Source organism: Ruegeria sp. AD9 (genome assembly GCF_056542305.1).
The window spans coordinates 149,161-167,203 of sequence record NZ_JBQFZP010000007.1; the positions used below are offsets into that span (position 1 = coordinate 149,161).

16 protein-coding genes and 3 tRNA genes are annotated in these 18,043 nt (G+C 55.8%); 11 read left to right on the forward strand and 8 right to left on the reverse strand.

Going from position 1 to position 18,043, the window contains the following annotated elements:
• Positions 1-36: 36 nt before the first annotated feature.
• Entirely contained in the window at positions 37-888 is an 852-nt protein-coding gene (locus tag ACR0AM_RS12650) for a class I SAM-dependent methyltransferase (RefSeq protein ID WP_480623087.1), read from the reverse strand.
• Positions 889-1,025: 137 nt separating this feature from the next.
• Between ACR0AM_RS12650 and ACR0AM_RS12655 the strand changes: the two genes are divergently transcribed.
• From ACR0AM_RS12655 to ACR0AM_RS12675, 5 genes are all read left to right on the forward strand, one after another.
• On the forward strand, positions 1,026-2,141 hold the full coding sequence (locus ACR0AM_RS12655; RefSeq protein ID WP_480516893.1) for a carboxylate-amine ligase: 1,116 nt from the start codon (positions 1,026-1,028) through the stop codon (positions 2,139-2,141).
• A gap of 110 nt (positions 2,142-2,251) precedes the next feature.
• Positions 2,252-3,394: an acyl-CoA dehydrogenase family protein gene (locus tag ACR0AM_RS12660; protein WP_209596109.1), complete on the forward strand. Its 1,143-nt coding sequence runs from the start codon at positions 2,252-2,254 to the stop codon at positions 3,392-3,394.
• A gap of 7 nt (positions 3,395-3,401) precedes the next feature.
• A complete protein-coding gene (locus ACR0AM_RS12665; RefSeq protein ID WP_480623088.1) occupies positions 3,402-4,442 on the forward strand; it encodes an enoyl-CoA hydratase/isomerase family protein in 1,041 nt (346 codons plus the stop codon).
• Positions 4,443-4,445: 3 nt separating this feature from the next.
• On the forward strand, positions 4,446-5,318 hold the full coding sequence (gene mmsB / locus ACR0AM_RS12670; protein WP_480623089.1) for a 3-hydroxyisobutyrate dehydrogenase: 873 nt from the start codon (positions 4,446-4,448) through the stop codon (positions 5,316-5,318).
• A gap of 107 nt (positions 5,319-5,425) precedes the next feature.
• Positions 5,426-5,749: a hypothetical protein gene (locus ACR0AM_RS12675; RefSeq protein WP_209504052.1), complete on the forward strand. Its 324-nt coding sequence runs from the start codon at positions 5,426-5,428 to the stop codon at positions 5,747-5,749.
• Positions 5,750-5,765: 16 nt separating this feature from the next.
• On the opposite strand, the gene uvrA is transcribed toward ACR0AM_RS12675, so the two are convergent.
• From uvrA to ACR0AM_RS12690, 3 genes are all read right to left on the reverse strand, one after another.
• Positions 5,766-8,624, reverse strand: coding sequence for an excinuclease ABC subunit UvrA (uvrA, locus tag ACR0AM_RS12680; protein WP_480603765.1), 2,859 nt, complete (start codon positions 8,622-8,624; stop codon positions 5,766-5,768).
• A 177-nt stretch (positions 8,625-8,801) separates the two neighbouring features.
• Positions 8,802-8,878: transfer RNA gene (locus ACR0AM_RS12685), tRNA-Asp, on the reverse strand.
• A gap of 45 nt (positions 8,879-8,923) precedes the next feature.
• A tRNA-Asp gene (locus ACR0AM_RS12690) sits at positions 8,924-9,000 on the reverse strand.
• 181 nt (positions 9,001-9,181) lie between these two features.
• Here ACR0AM_RS12690 and ACR0AM_RS12695 point away from each other — a divergent pair.
• A tRNA-Val gene (locus ACR0AM_RS12695) sits at positions 9,182-9,256 on the forward strand.
• A gap of 138 nt (positions 9,257-9,394) precedes the next feature.
• On the opposite strand, the gene lon is transcribed toward ACR0AM_RS12695, so the two are convergent.
• From lon to ACR0AM_RS12710, 3 genes are all read right to left on the reverse strand, one after another.
• On the reverse strand, positions 9,395-11,803 hold the full coding sequence (gene lon / locus ACR0AM_RS12700; RefSeq protein ID WP_480493281.1) for an endopeptidase La: 2,409 nt from the start codon (positions 11,801-11,803) through the stop codon (positions 9,395-9,397).
• Positions 11,804-12,081: 278 nt separating this feature from the next.
• Positions 12,082-13,212: a tRNA guanosine(34) transglycosylase Tgt gene (tgt, locus tag ACR0AM_RS12705; RefSeq protein WP_480623090.1), complete on the reverse strand. Its 1,131-nt coding sequence runs from the start codon at positions 13,210-13,212 to the stop codon at positions 12,082-12,084.
• A 62-nt stretch (positions 13,213-13,274) separates the two neighbouring features.
• A complete protein-coding gene (locus tag ACR0AM_RS12710; protein WP_480623091.1) occupies positions 13,275-14,186 on the reverse strand; it encodes a nucleoside hydrolase in 912 nt (303 codons plus the stop codon).
• A 175-nt stretch (positions 14,187-14,361) separates the two neighbouring features.
• On the opposite strand from ACR0AM_RS12710, the gene ACR0AM_RS12715 reads away from it, so the two are divergent.
• From ACR0AM_RS12715 to ACR0AM_RS12725, 3 genes are all read left to right on the forward strand, one after another.
• Positions 14,362-15,252 (forward strand): SPFH domain-containing protein, encoded by an 891-nt coding sequence (locus ACR0AM_RS12715; RefSeq protein ID WP_480623092.1) that lies wholly within the window; start codon positions 14,362-14,364, stop codon positions 15,250-15,252.
• On the forward strand, positions 15,252-15,530 hold the full coding sequence (locus ACR0AM_RS12720; RefSeq protein WP_480623093.1) for an NfeD family protein: 279 nt from the start codon (positions 15,252-15,254) through the stop codon (positions 15,528-15,530). The genes ACR0AM_RS12715 and ACR0AM_RS12720 overlap by 1 nt, the downstream gene beginning before the upstream one ends.
• A gap of 94 nt (positions 15,531-15,624) precedes the next feature.
• Positions 15,625-15,987 carry an SUF system Fe-S cluster assembly protein gene (locus ACR0AM_RS12725; RefSeq protein WP_209504059.1) on the forward strand — a complete coding sequence of 121 codons (363 nt, stop codon included), beginning with the start codon at positions 15,625-15,627 and terminating at the stop codon, positions 15,985-15,987.
• 230 nt (positions 15,988-16,217) lie between these two features.
• Here the strand turns inward: ACR0AM_RS12725 and ACR0AM_RS12730 are convergent, their stop codons facing one another.
• Positions 16,218-16,559, reverse strand: a complete 342-nt coding sequence (locus ACR0AM_RS12730; RefSeq protein WP_480623094.1) for a hypothetical protein — start codon at positions 16,557-16,559, stop codon at positions 16,218-16,220.
• Between the two features lie 217 nt (positions 16,560-16,776).
• Between ACR0AM_RS12730 and ACR0AM_RS12735 the strand changes: the two genes are divergently transcribed.
• Both ACR0AM_RS12735 and tpiA read left to right on the forward strand, forming a co-directional pair.
• Positions 16,777-17,142, forward strand: a complete 366-nt coding sequence (locus tag ACR0AM_RS12735) for a HesB/IscA family protein (RefSeq protein WP_480476725.1) — start codon at positions 16,777-16,779, stop codon at positions 17,140-17,142.
• Between the two features lie 148 nt (positions 17,143-17,290).
• A complete protein-coding gene (gene tpiA / locus ACR0AM_RS12740) occupies positions 17,291-18,040 on the forward strand; it encodes a triose-phosphate isomerase (RefSeq protein WP_480516874.1) in 750 nt (249 codons plus the stop codon).
• Positions 18,041-18,043 lie beyond the last annotated feature (3 nt).

An 18,043-nucleotide genomic window follows, 5' to 3' on the forward strand; every position in this document is an offset into this window, starting at 1 on the left:
GATACGGGGCTTTCGTCACGCCGGATCAGTCTGAGATCATTTTTCTTTTAGCTGCACCCAGATGCTTTGCGCGCGCCCTTCAGCCAAAAAGGGCAAATCGGCGACGGCATCGGGTCGATCCTGTTGCAAGTAATATCCCGGCCAAAGCATTGAATACGCGCCAGATTGCAGCAAAGCGTGCAGCATGTACTGCTCACCCCAACCTGGGCAATCATAGAAGAACCGCTTGGGGTATTCGTAGGGCAGAAAAACATCGTGCACATGGATCACCACTCCGGGCTTCAGTGTTGGAATGATGCGGCAAAAAAGATGAGCGACGTCGTTGCTCATCCGCACGACGTGGCTGGAATCAATAAACAGGATGTCGCCGGCTTCCAGCTCTGAAAACAGCGCCGGGTCGGCCTCCTCCAGCCGTTTTTGTTCGAACCTATCAACAACATGGGCAATGTCAGCGCGGGGATACGGATCGATTGCCGTAATTGTGGTGTTAAACCCGCCATCGATGACCGCCTGCCGGGTTACTCGGGTCGAGTTACCGCATCCAACCTCGATCACCCGCCGGGGCTGAAAGCGGCGGATCATCAGATACAAGGCATCCGCGTCCGGGCTGTCGTAATAGCCGTTTCCGGTACGATAGCCAGTCTGATTGCGCTCTGGATCCTTCAGCGCCTCTAGCGCATTCTTGTGCATGGCGTATTCACTGGCCAGTTGCGAAATATCAAACCCATCCATCCCCGGGGACAAAGCATAGACGGGGCGCGTCAGACCTCCGGCAGCCTCAAAAGCTTCCAACCGTGTGCGCTCATCCTGTTCGGTGACCTTGTCGACCAGTTTCACACCCAGCTCATCCAGGGCGGCGTTGATCTGCGGGAATTTTCTGGGTTTCAAGTCGCTGGCTCCGTAGTCTTTGCTGCGATGTTCCTTACCTTTGCTAGTCGTTCCTCTGCAAGGACAAGCCGGGCAAACCCTTGGCAAAAAGAAAATTTCCGTATTCACTGATCGAAATAACTACCGCGAGGGCCGCCATGCAGCAGGAATTCACGATCGGGATCGAAGAAGAATACCTTCTTGTGGACCGCGACAGCCTCCAATTGTCCGAAGCCCCCGAAGCGCTGATGGAAGCCTGTCAGAATGATTTCGAAGGTCAGGTCAGCCCCGAATTCCTGCAATGCCAGATTGAAGTCGGCACCCGCCCGCATGCAACCGTTGCTTCGGCGCGCGAGGACCTGAAACGCCTGCGGTCCTGTGTATCAGAACGGGCAGCGGATTATAATCTGTCGCCAATTGCCGTGTCGTGCCACCCTTTCGCAAACTGGAAGGATCAGCATCACACCCGCAAAGAACGCTATGATGAGCTGCAACATGCGCTGGGGGGCGTGGCCCGCCGGATGCTGATCTGCGGAATGCATGTTCATGTCGGGGTTGAAAGCCAAGCATTGCGTTCTGATCTGATGCCGCAATTGTCTTACTTCCTGCCGCATCTTCTGGCGTTGTCCACGTCCTCGCCTTTCTGGAATGGCGAGGATACGGGCCTGTCTTCGTACCGCCTGACTGTCTTTGACAATTTGCCGCGCACTGGTCTGCCGCCGGTCTTTGCAAGCTGGGGCGAATATGAACGCACGACAGGTATTTTGATTGAACTGGGGGTCATTGAAGATACCACTAAGATCTGGTGGGACCTGCGCCCCTCGCATCGCTTTCCAACGCTTGAAACGCGGATTATGGATGTCCAGCCAAGGTTGGAGCACACGCTTTCACTTGCCGCCCTTATTCAGGCGTTGACCAGAATGTTGTGCCGCTTGAAAGATCGCAACTTGCGCTGGCGGCAATATGATCGCTTTCTTATAGGTGAAAACCGCTGGCGCGCGCAGCGATATGGTGTGGGCGAAGGATTGATCGACTTCGGCGATCGCTCGATCAAACCCATGTCCGATTTGATCGGTGATCTGATGGGATTGCTGGCCGAAGATGCCGAGGCACTGGGCACAATGTCGGAACTGGCCCGCCTGCGGCAGATTGCCGAAAACGGCACCTCGGCCACACGCCAGCGCCGCGTTCACGCCGAGGCTGCCGCACGAGGAGAAGATCCCGGCAAGGCCGTCGTACGCCACCTGATCGAAGAGTTCCATGCGGATCTTTAGGCACTAACGACAACAGCCCCGTGCCCAGAGCCATTGTTGAACCTGCAAAATTTCTGTAAGAATTCAGAAATAAACAACTGTTCAATTCATTGCCGATGGGAGGGAGCGCCATGGATTTCGCACTCAGCGAGGAACAAACAGCCATTTTCGATATGGCACATGCCTTTGGGCAGGAACATATCGCCCCTTTTGCCCGGCAATGGGAGGCTGATGGAACGATCCCCAAAACCTTGTGGCCCCAAATCGGAGAGCTTGGCTTCGGTGCCCTTTACGTGTCAGAGGCTAGCGGTGGGTCAAACCTGACCCGTCTGGATGCAACCCTGGTTTTTGAGGCCTTATCGATGGCCTGCCCGTCGGTCGCAGCCTTCCTGTCGATCCATAACATGTGCGCCAAGATGCTCGACAATTTTGCCGACGATGACCTCAAGGCGCGCATTATGCCCGATGTTCTGAGCTTGAAAACTGTGCTGAGTTATTGCTTGACCGAGCCCGGCTCTGGATCGGATGCGGCGGCGCTGAAAACACGTGCCGAACGAACCAATGAAGGCTATACGCTGAACGGAACAAAAGCCTTCATTTCAGGCGGCGGATATTCCGACGCTTACGTCTGCATGGTGCGTACCGGTCAGGATGGACCCAAAGGGATATCGACCGTTTACGTTGAAGACGGCACGCCCGGACTCAGCTTCGGCGCGCTCGAGCAGAAGATGGGCTGGAAAAGCCAACCCACCGCGCAAGTTCAGTTCGACGATTGCAAGATACCGGCCGGAAACCTTGTGGGCACGGAAGGAGACGGGTTCAAATATGCGATGATGGGGCTGGATGGCGGACGGCTTAACATTTCGGCCTGTTCCCTTGGGGCCGCTCAGGCCGGGCTGGACATGACGCTGCAATACATGTCTGAACGTAAGGCTTTTGGCCAATCCATCGACCAGTTTCAGGCCCTTCAGTTCCGTCTGGCGGATATGGAGATCGAATTGCAGGCCGCGCGCACATTCCTTCGGCAGGCAGCCTGGAAGCTGGATCAGGGCGCACCCGATGCCACGAAGTTCTGCGCCATGGCCAAGAAATTCGTCACTGAGACCGGATCGAAAGTGGTGGATCAGTGCCTGCAATTGCATGGTGGTTATGGCTACCTTGCTGATTACGGCATCGAAAAGCTTGTGCGTGATCTTCGTGTGCACCAGATATTGGAAGGCACGAATGAGATCATGCGTGTGATCGTATCGCGCCAGTTGCTTGCCAATCGCTGAGGCATCCATGTCAGATATCGATATCCGCACCACAGGCCGTGCCGGGCGTATCACCCTGACCCGTCCTCATGCGCTGAACGCGATGACCTATGACATGTGCATGGCCATCGACACAGCGCTGCGCAACTGGCGCGAGGACGATGAGATCGACCTGATCATCCTGGACGCCGAAGGGGAAAAAGCCTTCTGCTCGGGCGGTGATATTGCTGAACTTTATGAAACCGGCACCAAGGGCGATTTTTCTTACGGTCAGAAATTCTGGTGTGACGAATACCGTCTGAATGCCCTGACCTTCGAATATCCAAAGCCGGTCATCAGCTTTCTTCAGGGGTTCGCGATGGGCGGCGGTGTTGGCATCGGATGCCATGGCAGCCATCGCGTTGTGGGTGAAAGCGCAAAGATTGCCATGCCAGAATGCTCCATCGGACTGGTGCCGGATGTCGGCGGCTCTTTGATGCTGGCCCTTGCACCCGGACGCACGGGTGAGTTTCTGGGGACAACGGGCTATCGGATGGGGCCTGCGGATGCGATCTATGCAGGGTTTGCCGATCTTTTCATCCCGCAATCACAATGGTCCGATCTGATCGAGCTGCTCGAAGCCTCTGGAAACGCTGAACTATTGGCTGACCATGCCGATACACCTTCTGATGGCGAATTGGCGAACTTGCAGGCCCAGATCGACCAGCATTTTTCCGGTGAAACCCTTGGCGACGTTCTGAACAGTCTGCACAGAGACGACAGTGAGTTTTCGGCGAAAACTCTGGGCATGCTGAGGAAGAACGCACCGCTTTCTGTGGCCTGCACGATCGAGATTCTTCACCGCCTGCGCACCCCTTCTCTGACCATACGCCGAGCTCTGGAGATGGAGTATCGTTTCACCTACCGCGCGATGGAGCATGGAGATTTTCTGGAAGGTATCCGCGCGCAGATCATCGACAAGGATCGCAATCCGAACTGGCAGTTTCCTGACATGAACGTCCCTCTGGTTGCCGTGTCGAAAATGCTTCAGCCCCTGGGTGCGGACGCCCTGACTTTCGAAGAGGATTAAGAGATGCAAATCGGTTTCATCGGACTGGGAAACATGGGCGCGCCAATGGCGGCCAATCTGGCAAAAGCCGGTCATAAGGTACTTGGCTTTGACACAGCGGGCGTGACGGTTGACGGGGTTACTTCGGCCGAAACCGCTTCGGAAGCTGTGGCAGCGGCCGATGCTGTCATCACGATGCTGCCAAACGGTGCGATTCTGAGGGCCGTTGCCGATCAGATCATTCCCGCAATGGCACAAGGTGCCGTGTTAATCGATTGCTCGACGGTTGATGTGGAAAGCGCGCGGGCAGTTGCGGATCAAGCCATCAACGCCGGACTGTTGTCCGTAGACGCGCCGGTTTCAGGTGGCATCGGTGGCGCTGCGGCTGGCACGCTGACCTTCATGGCTGGCGGATCAGAGGCCGCGTTTGCCAAGGCATCCCCCCTGTTCGACATCATGGGGCAGAAAGCTGTTCACTGTGGTGAGGCCGGTGCCGGCCAGGCCGCCAAAATCTGCAATAACATGATCCTTGGTGTCACCATGATCGCAACCTGTGAAGCCTTCGCCCTAGCCGACAAGCTTGGTCTGGACCGGCAGAAGATGTTTGACGTGGTAAGTACGTCGTCCGGATACAGTTGGACGATGAACGCCTATTGCCCTGCCCCCGGTGTCGGTCCGCAAAGCCCGGCGGACAATGGGTACGCCCCCGGTTTCGCGGCCGAGCTTATGTTGAAGGACCTGCGCCTGAGCCAGCAGGCGGCAGAGAGTGCAGATGCAGATACACCGATGGGTCAGGTTGCCACCGCGCTTTATGAGCAATTTGTCGAGAATGAAGATGGCAAGGGACGCGATTTCAGTGCCATGCTGCCACGGTTCGAAAAGCGCGGGCGTGAATAAGACAACTGGCGGCATCTTGCCCAACGATTTGACAGATGTTGGGCAAGCGACCATCTAGGCAGTCATGAACAAAAGGCCCGGCTGGCCAAATCGCAAAGGAAGGCGACATGACGAGATTTTTGGTGACGACGGCAACTCTGGCGGCTTTGGCCCTTTCCCCGGTTGCCGCGGTTGCAAAGAACAAGGCCGGGCATTGCCCTCCGGGTCTGGCCAAGAAATCCGTTCCCTGCGTGCCGCCTGGTCAGGCAAAGAAAATCTATCGCGATGGTGACTTCATTACCAACGACTACCGTTGGATCAATGACCCCTATCGCTATGGGTTGAACCGAAACTACTCATATGTCCGTGCGGGTGATTACGTGTACCGGGTCGACCCCGAGACACGCAAAGTCCTGAACCTGATCGGCGCGATCGCAGATATCCTGAACTGAGGCCGCGTCTAGGCACTTATTCTGCCGCGACGCGCGCCCCTTTCAGCATCGGCTTCAGGTATCGCCCGGTGTGGCTGCGCTCAACATCGGCTATGTCTTCCGGTGTTCCGGTGGCGACGATTTCGCCACCGCCATCACCACCTTCAGGTCCAATGTCGATGATATGATCCGCAGTTTTGACCACATCCAGATTATGTTCAATCACCACCACAGTATTGCCCTGATCGACAAGTTCGTGCAGCACTTCCAGCAGCTTGCGCACATCTTCGAAATGCAGACCTGTTGTCGGTTCGTCGAGAATATAGAGCGTTCGCCCGGTTGAACGCTTCGACAGTTCCTTAGACAGCTTTACCCGCTGCGCCTCGCCACCTGACAACGTCGTGGCTTGTTGACCCACCTTGATATAGCCAAGACCCACACGAGCAAGGGCGTCCATCTTGTCCCGGATTGACGGCACGGCCTTGAAGAACTCCTGCGCATCTTCCACTGTCATATCAAGCACATCCGCGATGGATTTGCCCTTGAACTTGATCTCAAGCGTCTCGCGGTTATACCGCGCGCCTTTGCAGGTTTCGCAAGTCACGTAGACATCCGGCAGAAAGTGCATCTCGATCTTGATGACACCGTCACCCTGACATGCCTCGCACCGCCCGCCTTTGACGTTAAAGCTGAAGCGACCCGGTTTGTATCCGCGTGCCTTAGCCTCGGGCAGACCGGCAAACCAATCTCGGATCGGGGTGAAGGCGCCAGTATAAGTCGCCGGGTTTGAACGCGGCGTTCGCCCAATGGGTCGCTGGTCGATGTCGATGACCTTATCGAGGTGTTCCAGCCCCTTGATGGTTTCACAGGGTGCTGGTGTCTGACGTGCTCCGTTCAGCCGCATTGACGCGGTTTTGAACAATGTCTCAATGGTGAGGGTGGATTTACCCCCGCCAGACACTCCGGTGACACAAACGAATTTGCCCAAGGGGAATTCGGCTGTGACATTCTTCAGGTTGTTGCCTGTGGCCTTGACCACCGTGACTTTCTGCTTCTTGCCTTTACGGCGCTGTACCGGAACTGCGATTTCACGCGTTCCTGCAAGGTACTGCCCGGTAATGGAGGCCGCATCCGCCGCGATTTGCGCAGGCGTTCCATGACTGACCACCTGCCCGCCATGTACACCTGCTCCCGGACCGATGTCGAAAACATAGTCAGCTTCGCGGATGGCTTCCTCGTCATGTTCTACAACGATCACCGTATTGCCCTGATCCCTCAGGTTCTTGAGCGTGCCCAGAAGCCGGTCATTGTCTCGCTGATGCAGCCCGATCGAAGGCTCATCCAGCACATAGAGAACCCCGGTCAGCCCCGAGCCGATCTGACTGGCCAGACGAATACGCTGGCTCTCGCCACCTGACAGTGTTCCGCTTGAACGGGACAGCGTAAGATATTCCAAACCAACGTTATTCAGGAAACCAAGTCGCTCGCGAATTTCCTTGAGAATGGCGCGGGCAATTTCGTTTTTCTGGGCGCTCAGGTGGTTGGGCGCGTCTTCGATCCACGCCAAAGCCTCACGGATCGACATCTGCACCACCTGCCCCACATGCAGCCCGGCGATCTTTACCGCCAGCGCTTCGGCCCGAAGCCTGTAACCTTCGCAGGCGCCGCAGGGACGATTGTTTTGATATCGTTCAAATTCCTCACGAATCCATGCGCTGTCGGTTTCGCGGTACCGGCGTTCCATATTCGGGATCACGCCTTCAAAACTGCGGGTCACCTGATAGACGCGCCCACCTTCGTCGTACCGGAACTGAATTTCATCATCCCCGGACCCACGCAGAAAGACCTCTTGCACATTTTTAGGCAGGTTTTTCCAGGGCGTGTTCTTGTCAAACTCGTAATGGCGCGCAATGGCCTCGATGGTTTGTAGGAAATACGGGGATTTACCCTTGCGCCATGGGGCCAAAGCGCCATCGTAGAGTTTCAGCGTCTGGTCCGGCACCACCAGGCGCTCATCGAAAAACAACTCGACCCCAAGACCGTCGCAATCCGGGCAGGCACCGAACGGCGCGTTGAATGAAAACAGGCGTGGTTCGATTTCGGGAATGGTGAAACCGCTGACCGGGCAGGCAAAATTCTCGCTGAATGTGATGCGTTCCGGATCATCCACACGCGGGGCAGTTTCCAATATGGCAATCCCGTCCGCCAGATCCAGAGCGGTGCGCAGGCTGTCGGCCAGGCGCGTTTCCATACCTTCCCGCACGACCAGTCGATCAACAACCACATCGATATCGTGACGGAATTTCTTATCCAATACAGGCGGTTGATCCAGTTCGTAGAACTCTCCGTCCACCTTGACGCGCTGGAAACCCTGTTTGCGCAGCTCCAGGAATTCTTTTTTGTACTCACCCTTCCGATCTCGCACGATGGGGGCCAGAAGATAACCGCGCGTACCGACTTCCATTGTCATGATCCGGTCGACCATGTCCTGCACCTGCTGCGCTTCAATCGGTTGCCCGGTGGCTGGGCTGTAGGGCGTTCCGGCGCGGGCAAACAGCAGACGCAGATAGTCATAGATCTCGGTTACCGTGCCCACAGTTGAACGCGGGTTCTTGGACGTCGTCTTTTGTTCAATCGAAATTGCCGGAGACAGGCCGCTGATGTGATCGACATCCGGTTTTTCCATCATATCCAGGAACTGCCGGGCATAGGCCGAAAGGCTTTCGACATACCGGCGCTGGCCTTCTGCATAGATGGTGTCAAACGCCAATGAGGACTTCCCCGAACCCGACAGTCCAGTTATGACCACCAACTGATCCCGAGGGATATCAACGTCTATACCTTTGAGGTTATGTTCGCGCGCGCCGCGCACCTCGATATTCTTCAGCTCAGCCATATGCGGCCCCCAACAAACAAGTGGTTAAGAGATAGGCGAGCCAGACCAAGACTCCAACAGAAAAGTTAGAACATTTAGTGAACAGTCGAATTTTCGCCGATCAAAACCTGCAATGAACACAGGATTGACAAAAGGTGCCTAAAAAGGCGCAACCCTTGATCTGTTAGAGGAGGAAAATGGCGCGGTTGACGGGGCTCGAACCCGCGACCCCCGGCGTGACAGGCCGGTACTCTAACCAACTGAGCTACAACCGCGCATCTATTTTCGTGGCCTTTAACCTGGACCAAGGATGGCAGCGATGGCGCGGTTGACGGGGCTCGAACCCGCGACCCCCGGCGTGACAGGCCGGTACTCTAACCAACTGAGCTACAACCGCCCGCTGCAAGTTCATTGCTGAACGTTTGGGTGTATTATGGCTACGCTCGGGCAGCGTCAAGCGGCGTTTTCAAGTTTTTTGTCAAATTCCAGGTTTTTGTATACGGCGCGATTTTTTGCGGATGCCGCGGGTTCTATTTCCCTTGCAGCCAACCTTCGGGAAAGATATCACCCCGTCCCATGGGTGATTAGCTCAGTGGTAGAGCGCTTCGTTCACATCGAAGATGTCAGCGGTTCAAATCCGTTATCACCCACCATTTTCAAAGCTCGCCGATGCCCAAAATGATACACTGGTTTCATCCAGCGTTTTGGCGCTGCATGTTGCAGTTTTCACTACATCCCTCGACAAATAAAGGCGAAGCTATTGCTTCGCCTTTATTTGATTTTCCAAAGACTTAATGCGCGGTTGCGGAAGGTCCGGTATTACCGGTCGACGCGGCCGCCGCTGCTGCGGCCTCTTCCGCGGCTTCATCCCACTCGATCGGTTCAGGTTTGCGCACCAATGCGTGTTCCAGAACTTCCGAGACATGTTTGACCGGGATGATCTTCAGCCCTTCTTTGACGTTGTCCGGGATATCCGCGAGATCCTTTTCATTCTCTTCCGGGATCAGAACGGTCTTTATCCCACCACGCAGCGCGGCCAGTAGCTTTTCTTTCAATCCACCAATCGGCATCGCATTCCCGCGCAGTGAGACTTCGCCGGTCATCGCGATGTCTTTCCGAACCGGAATACCGGTCAGAACCGAGACAATCGACGTGACCATGGCCAGACCTGCCGATGGGCCATCCTTGGGTGTCGCGCCATCCGGCACGTGAACGTGAATGTCGATCTTGTCAAACTGCGGCGGCTTTACCCCGATCTGAGGTGAAATCGAACGCACATAGGACGAAGCGGCGTCGATGGATTCCTTCATCACATCGCCCAGCTTACCGGTCGTCTTCATCCGCCCTTTGCCGGGCAGTTTCAACGCTTCGATATGCAGCAGGTCGCCACCTACTGACGTCCAGGCAAGACCGGTGACAACACCAACCTGATCGTCCTGCTCGGCCAGGCCGTAACGGAATTTCGGCACGCCCAGGAAATCTTGCAGGTTTTCGGGTGTAACCTTAACGGTTTCCGCATCCTTCTTGATGATCTTGGTCAACGATTTGCGCGCGACCTTGGCGATTTCACGTTCAAGGTTCCGTACGCCCGCCTCGCGGGTATAGGTGCGGATGATCTTTTGCAGCGCCTCATCGGTCAGCTCGAATTCCTTGGCTTTCAAACCATGGTTCTTGACCTGTTTGCTGATCAGGTGCTGCTTGGCGATCTCACGCTTTTCGTCCTCGGTGTAACCGGCCAACGGGATGATCTCCATCCGGTCAAGCAAAGGCCCGGGCATGTTGTAGCTGTTCGACGTGGTCAGGAACATCACGTTGGACAGGTCATATTCAACCTCAAGATAATGGTCCATGAACGTGTTGTTCTGTTCCGGGTCCAGCACCTCAAGCATCGCGGATGCTGGGTCGCCCCGGAAATCCTGTCCCATCTTGTCGATTTCATCCAACAAAATCAGCGGGTTCGTGGTCTTCGCCTTTTTCAACGCCTGAATGATTTTGCCGGGCATGGAGCCAATATAGGTCCGACGATGGCCCCGGATCTCGGATTCGTCTCGAACACCACCCAGTGAGATGCGAATGAACTCACGCCCAGTAGCTTTGGCAACCGACTTACCCAGCGAGGTCTTGCCCACGCCCGGAGGGCCGACAAGGCAAAGAATCGGCCCTTTCAGCTTCTTCGAGCGCTGCTGAACCGCGAGGTATTCAACGATCCGTTCCTTGACCTTTTCAAGCCCATAATGGTCCGCGTCCAGAATCTCCTGCGCGCGGCCCAGATCCTTTTTGACACGGGATTTGGTGCCCCAAGGCAGAGCAAGAATCCAATCCAGATAGTTGCGCACAACTGTGGCTTCGGCCGACATGGGCGACATGTTCTTGAGCTTCTTAAGCTCACCCTCGGCCTTTTCCCGCGCTTCTTTCGACAGCTTGGTTTCGGCGATTTTGGCTTCCAGTTCAGCAACTTCGTTGCTGCCGTCCTCGCCATCGCCAAGTTCCTTCTGAATGGCCTTCATCTGCTCATTCAGATAATACTCACGCTGCGTCTTCTCCATCTGGGATTTGACACGGGTCTTGATCTTCTTCTCGACCTGCAGAACAGACATCTCGCCCTGCATCAGGCCATAGACCTTCTCAAGCCGCTCGCTGACGCTGAGGGTTTCCAGAAGCTCCTGCTTTTGTTCGACTTCTATGCCCAGATGCCCGGACACAAGGTCGGCCAGCTTCGCAGGCTCGGTGGTATCGCCTACTGCGGTCAGTGCCTCTTCGGGGATGTTCTTGCGCACTTTGGCGTAACGCTCGAACTCATCCGCGACAGTGCGCAACAGCGCTTCGGTTGTGGTGACGTCGCCGGGAATTTCGGTCAGGTATTCCGCGCGGGCTTCGAAAAACTCTTCGTTTTCCAGAAACTCGGTGATCTGAACGCGCGCCTGCCCCTCGACCAGCACTTTCACCGTGCCATCGGGCAGCTTCAGAAGTTGCAGCACATTGGCCAAAACGCCGGTGCGGTAGATGCCTTCTTCGTCCGGATCGTCAACGCCGGGATCGATCTGGCTGGACAACAGAATTTGCTTGTCATCCTGCATCACCTCTTCCAGCGCGCGGACCGATTTGTCACGGCCTACGAAAAGCGGCACGATCATATGTGGGAACACCACAATATCGCGCAGCGGCAGGACGGGGTAGGAGGAATTCAGAGGCTCTTGCATGCTCTATCCTTATCGTTGGCAAGACGGAACTTGTCCCTCATCGAGGCAACATTTGTCCGTCTCCTGTCTTGGACGATAAAGGTGGGGCCTCATCGCCCATTTTCAACCTTACCGCCATGTATCACCAATCAGAATGAACCGAGGTTTGGCGGACTGCAAGGCGTGCCGGGAACATATCCACCAAATAGTAGAATACGCCCCGGTCTTGCGCGATCAGTCGCCAGAAAACAGCCCGGCTGCGCAGAACTGGCAGATTTCTTCCTGGAGAGGGCAAAATATTACAGCGGTTCGATATCCCCCTGCGCGCGTCGCGCGTGGAAATCGGCCTGCCAGGCTTCGAACGCACCATCCGCAATCGCGTCGCGCATGCCGGCCATGATCTCCTGAAAGTAATGCAGGTTATGCCATGTCAGCAACATGCCGGAAATCATCTCATTCGCACGGAACACGTGGTGCAGGTAAGCGCGGGAATAATTCGAACAAGCCGGGCAAGTGCAGCGTTCGTCCAGCGGCCGCGGATCGTCTGCGTGACGGGCATTCTTGATGTTCACCACGCCGTAGCGGGTGAAAACCTGCCCTGTACGCCCAGACCGCGAGGGCAACACGCAGTCCATCATGTCGATCCCGCGGGCAACAGCACCGACTATATCGTCGGGCTTGCCGACGCCCATCAGATAGCGCGGCTTGTCCGATGGCAGGAAATCGGGGGCATAATCGAGGCAAGAGAACATGGCCTCTTGCCCTTCGCCGACCGCCAGGCCACCAACTGCGTAGCCTTCGAAACCGATAGATTTCAACGCCTCGGCGCTTTCTTCGCGCAGGTCTTTTTCCAACCCACCTTGCATAATGCCAAAAAGCGCATGCCCCGGACGATCGCCAAACGCATCGCGCGACCGTTCCGCCCAACGCATCGACAGGCGCATCGACTCGGCAATGCGGTCACGATCCGCTGGCAGCGCAGGGCATTCATCGAAACACATGACAATGTCCGAGCCCAACAGGCGCTGGATCTCCATGGATCGTTCCGGCGTCAATTCGTGCTTTGACCCGTCGATGTGGGATTTGAAGGTCACGCCCTTTTCAGTCAGCTTGCGCAAACCGGCCAGCGACATGACCTGAAATCCGCCGGAATCTGTCAGAATGGGCCGATCCCAGTTCATGAACTTGTGGAGTCCACCCAGTCGATCAATACGCTCAGCGGTCGGGCGCAGCATCAGGTGATAAGTGTTCCCCAGCAGGATGTCTGCCCCCGTCGCGCGAACGCTTTCCGGCATCATCGCCTTGACCGTTGCCGCAGTGCCAACCGGCATAAAGGCAGGCGTTCGCACGTCGCCGCGCGGTGTGCTGATCACTCCGGTCCTAGCTTTGCCGTCTGTTGCCTTCAGATCAAAAGAAAACTGTTGGGTCATGTCATCCCTCGGGTCGCCGAACCGGGCAGGCTTTGCCCGATCCGTTTGGTCTTTGCAACCCGTCAGGGTAGCGAGGCAACACGGTCTGTAAACAGTTGAACAACCCCTGCCCCGTCCACGTCGCGGCAGACCCGAACTACGGGACGTTCCGGATCAGGTCGCGTTGCCCCCTTCTGGTCGCCTTCGGTGACAACCCGCAGACCCGTTTCGACCATGTCAAACATGGCACCATGAGAACAAGCGATCACAGCCGTCGAATCGTGCAGGCCGCAACCTTCCAGACCACCGACGTCCTTGTAGAACTTCAGGTAAAAGCGAGAGATATCGCGCAGAAAGGACCCCATGTCAGGTGATCGCATTGCCAGGCTTTCGAAATCCGCAGTCTCGTAGAGCGTTTTCAGCGTGACATCCAAGCCGACAAGTACCGTATCCGGCGGTGTGGCAAAGACCTCTTCAGCCGCAATAGCATCATGGTAGATGTTTGCCTCGGCATGGTTGGTTATATTGCCCAGGCAGTACACAGCGCCGCCCATGATAACCAAACGCCCCAGATTGTCGGCGAATTCCGGATCCAGACGAATGGCGTTGGCGATGTTGGTCAGAGGGCCCACGGCGCAAACCACCAGTTCTTTCTTATGGGTTCGTGCCATGTCGACCAGAAATTCAGCAGCCGGCAGGGCGTGGTTACTTCCAATCTCGGGAATGTCAGTCAGGTCACCGAATCCTTCGGGACCATGCACATGTTCGGATGGCGAATGCGCATCGGCACCCAATGCAACGGCAGCCCCTTCCGCGACAGGCAGATCCAGACCCAGTTTATCAAGCAGGAACCGGGCATTGCGGCTGGATTGATGTACATGCGTGTTTCCAAACACCGTGGTCAGGCCGATCAGCTCGATCTCGGGTGCTGCAGCGGCATAGGCGATTGCCATGGCATCATCGATGCCAGGATCTGTATCGATTATCAGTTTCATCCCCGCCCGATACCGCAAACAATTAGGGATGCAAAGCGGTCACAGCACGATTTTTCGATACAGCGTTTCATTATCGAGGCATTTGCATGGGACTGCTTTCCCCTCATACCAGAGTTGAAATCGAGCGACTCAATCGCCACATGTATACTATAGTACACAAAAACAAGAGGACAGTATGACCGAAGACCAAATCATCGGATTGCTTTCGTCAAACATCATTTACCTGCTGGCCGCGGTGCTGGTAATTGTTATCATTTTCAAGGGCATCAAGATTGTGCCTCAGTCCGAAAAATATGTGGTTGAACGGTTTGGGCGCCTGCATTCCGTGCTTGGCCCCGGCATCAACTTTATCGTTCCGCTGCTGGACATTGCGCGCCACAAGATCTCGATCCTGGAACGCCAACTGCCAAACGCGACGCAGGACGCAATCACCAAGGACAACGTTTTGGTGCAGATCGATACATCGGTCTTCTACCGTATTCTCGAACCTGAAAAGACGGTCTACCGAATCCGCGACGTTGATGGTGCGATTGCTACCACTGTCGCCGGGATCGTTCGCGCCGAGATTGGTAAAATGGATTTGGATGAGGTCCAGTCGAACCGGTCCCAACTGATCACGCGTATTCAGGAAAGCGTTGAAACCGCTGTCGATGACTGGGGCATCGAAGTCACCCGCGCCGAGATTCTGGACGTAAATCTGGATCAGGCCACCCGTGACGCCATGCTGCAACAGCTGAACGCCGAACGCGCCCGTCGTGCGCAGGTGACAGAAGCCGAGGGCAAGAAGCGCGCAGTCGAGCTGCATGCCGACGCCGAGCTTTATGCGGCGGAACAATCCGCCAAGGCGCGGCGCATTCAGGCCGAAGCCGAGGCTTATGCCACGGGTGTGGTCGCCAAGGCCATTCAGGATAACGGCATTGAAGCGGCCCAGTATCAGGTTGCCTTGAAACAGGTTGAAGCCCTGAACGCGCTTGGAAATGGCACTGGTAAACAGACTATTGTTGTACCCGCCAACGCACTGGAAGCCTTTGGTGACGCATTCAAGATGTTAAAAGGAGGAAAATGATGGCAGACCCCTTCTGGTTGACCTGGTGGATCTGGCTCGCCGCCGCATTGGCGCTGGGTATCCTTGAGATTGTCCTGCCAGGGTTCATTTTTCTGGGCTTTGCAATCGGAGCCGCAGTCACGGGCCTTATCCTTGCCGTATCCGGAATGGCTCTGTCTTTGAACGTGTTGGTGTTGATCTTCGCAGTGATGTCACTGATTGTGTGGCTTGTTTTGCGGAAACTGTTTGCATTGCCGCAAGGTCAGGTCAAAACCTTCAACCACGACATCAACGACTAAATTGCCGCGGCGCCCCTATCGGCGCCGCCGCCCTACTGGACGCTGTTGCGGCTATTCCCTATATAATCACTCAGGCAACTGACCCGAGGCAAAGATGACCCACCCGAGCGAACAGTTTGAAGGCACACCGCTGATTGCGCCGTCAACCATTGAGCACCCCCTGTACGAGCCTGTGGTCGAGGCGTGCCGCACGGTCTATGACCCGGAAATCCCCGTGAATATCTATGACCTCGGCCTGATCTACACGATCGACATTTCCACGGACAACGCGGTGAAGGTGATCATGACGCTGACAGCCCCCGGATGCCCGGTTGCCGGCGACATGCCCGGATGGATCATGGAAGCGATCGAGCCTGTTGCAGGCGTCAAAGAGGTCGACGTGGAACTGACCTGGGAGCCACCCTGGGGTATGGAGATGATGTCAGACGAAGCACGTCTGGAACTGGGATTTATGTAGGCACCGGCCACAGTTTCCCGGCTATTTGTCACAAAACATTGGTGTTTTTGTTACCTGTTCGTGCTGTCCCTGTCACAATGATACGGGAAAAGACCTGCGGACGGCACCAATCGGTATCGTACCTCGGTCCAGACATGATTTGACCGCCCCCCGAGTTCCGGCCCAGAAACACGGACCGTTCTTGCCCGAGAACGGTCCTTTTCATATCCAGATCACCTAACGACGGGTGATCAGTTCAAATTGCAGGTCTTTTTGATTTCCGCAGATCTGGCATCCAGTTGATTGATGTAGTCCCCCGATAGCATTTGCAGCCTTTTGTGTTCCGTTCCTGTGACCAGCCCCAAAAGTGCCCCGGCAGGAGTAATGGCGGCAACACTTTCTAACTGTTGGTCCTGCGCGTGCTTTTTCTCAGTCGCGATGGCGCGCAGATCGCCCTCGGCGGTCGCGCAGTTTACCGGATGCCTCTCTCCATCATTGGCGGCCACCGCATCATCCGGAACAAACAAAAGAACTGCAATGGTAAGTACCGCTCCCAACAAGACTGGATTAAAAATTGCATTTAATCTCTTCACAATATTATCCTTTCCGATGATTTCACAATGCGAACCGTTTTGGCGATCAACCAGCTTAAACCTATTCAGCTCCACGGTTTAACGGTCGGGTGTTTTCAGCGAACCCTTACTGTATGCCGGGTTGTTTCATCCTGATAAAACTCTTTATAACACACCGTCTTGAGCCTTGGCCCCCTGAGCCCTAGATTAAATGCAACGCGCGACAACGGAGACTTACATGTTCGGCATTCCCGGCAAACAGGCTGTGACCATGACGCCCAAAGCCGCAGAGCAAATTACCCGCCTGATGAACTCGGGTGGCCACGTCGGCTTGCGCATTGGCGTAAAGAAAGGCGGCTGTGCGGGCATGGAATATACCATGGAATATGTCGATCAGGCCGATCCACACGACGAAGTCGTTGAACAGGATGGTGCACGCGTCATGATCGCACCAATGGCGCAGATGTTCCTGTTCGGAACTGAAATCGATTACGAGGTGTCGTTGCTGGAATCAGGTTTCAAGTTCAGGAACCCGAATGTCGTCGACGCTTGCGGTTGCGGTGAATCCATCAAATTCGATGAGAGCATCGTGCAGAAATCCTAGTTTGCGCCGGGTAATCCTGTGACTCGGGCCCGACCGAACGCCGTGCGTCGATCAAAGCGCACGAACCCACCCGATCAGTGGAATTGTAAGATCGTGCCGACAATGCTATCCGCATCTTAAATCATCGAATGATCAGGGAGATACGGGTATGCGGCGCAAGCTTGCGGCAGGAAACTGGAAAATGAACGGAACCGGTGCTGCGCTGAGCGAGCTTGAAGCACTGTGCAAGTCCCACCCAGACGCTTCTGTCGATATCCTGATCTGCCCTCCGGCAACATTGCTCAGCCGCGCGGCAGACACCGTACGCGGGTCAGCAGTTACTGTTGGCGGGCAGGATTGCCACGCGGCAAGCGCAGGCGCGTATACAGGCGAAATCAGCGCTGAGATGCTGCTGGACGCGGGCGCGACATCAGTCATCCTGGGTCATTCCGAACGGCGCGTGGACCATCAAGAACATGACGAGGATATACGCGCCAAGGCCCGTGCTGCGATGGATGCGGGGTTAAAAGCGATCATTTGCGTTGGCGAAAGCCTGGAACAGCGCGAGGCGGCCAATACGCTCGACATAATCGGCGGTCAGATGTCGGGGTCGATCCCGGATCAGGCAACCGGCGAGAACCTGATTATTGCCTATGAACCGATCTGGGCCATAGGCACTGGCAAGGTTCCAACGCTTGATGAGATCGGAGAGGTTCACGACTTCATCCGCGCCCGGCTAGAGCGTCGCTTTGGCGAAGGAGTGGGTCGCTCTGTCCGTTTGCTTTATGGCGGGTCGGTAAAACCCTCCAACGCGGCGGAGATCTTTGCGGTTTCAAATGTCGATGGTGCGCTTGTGGGCGGCGCCAGCCTGAAGGCCGGGGATTTCACGGGCATTATTCAGGCGCTGGAGAGCGTCTAGGTT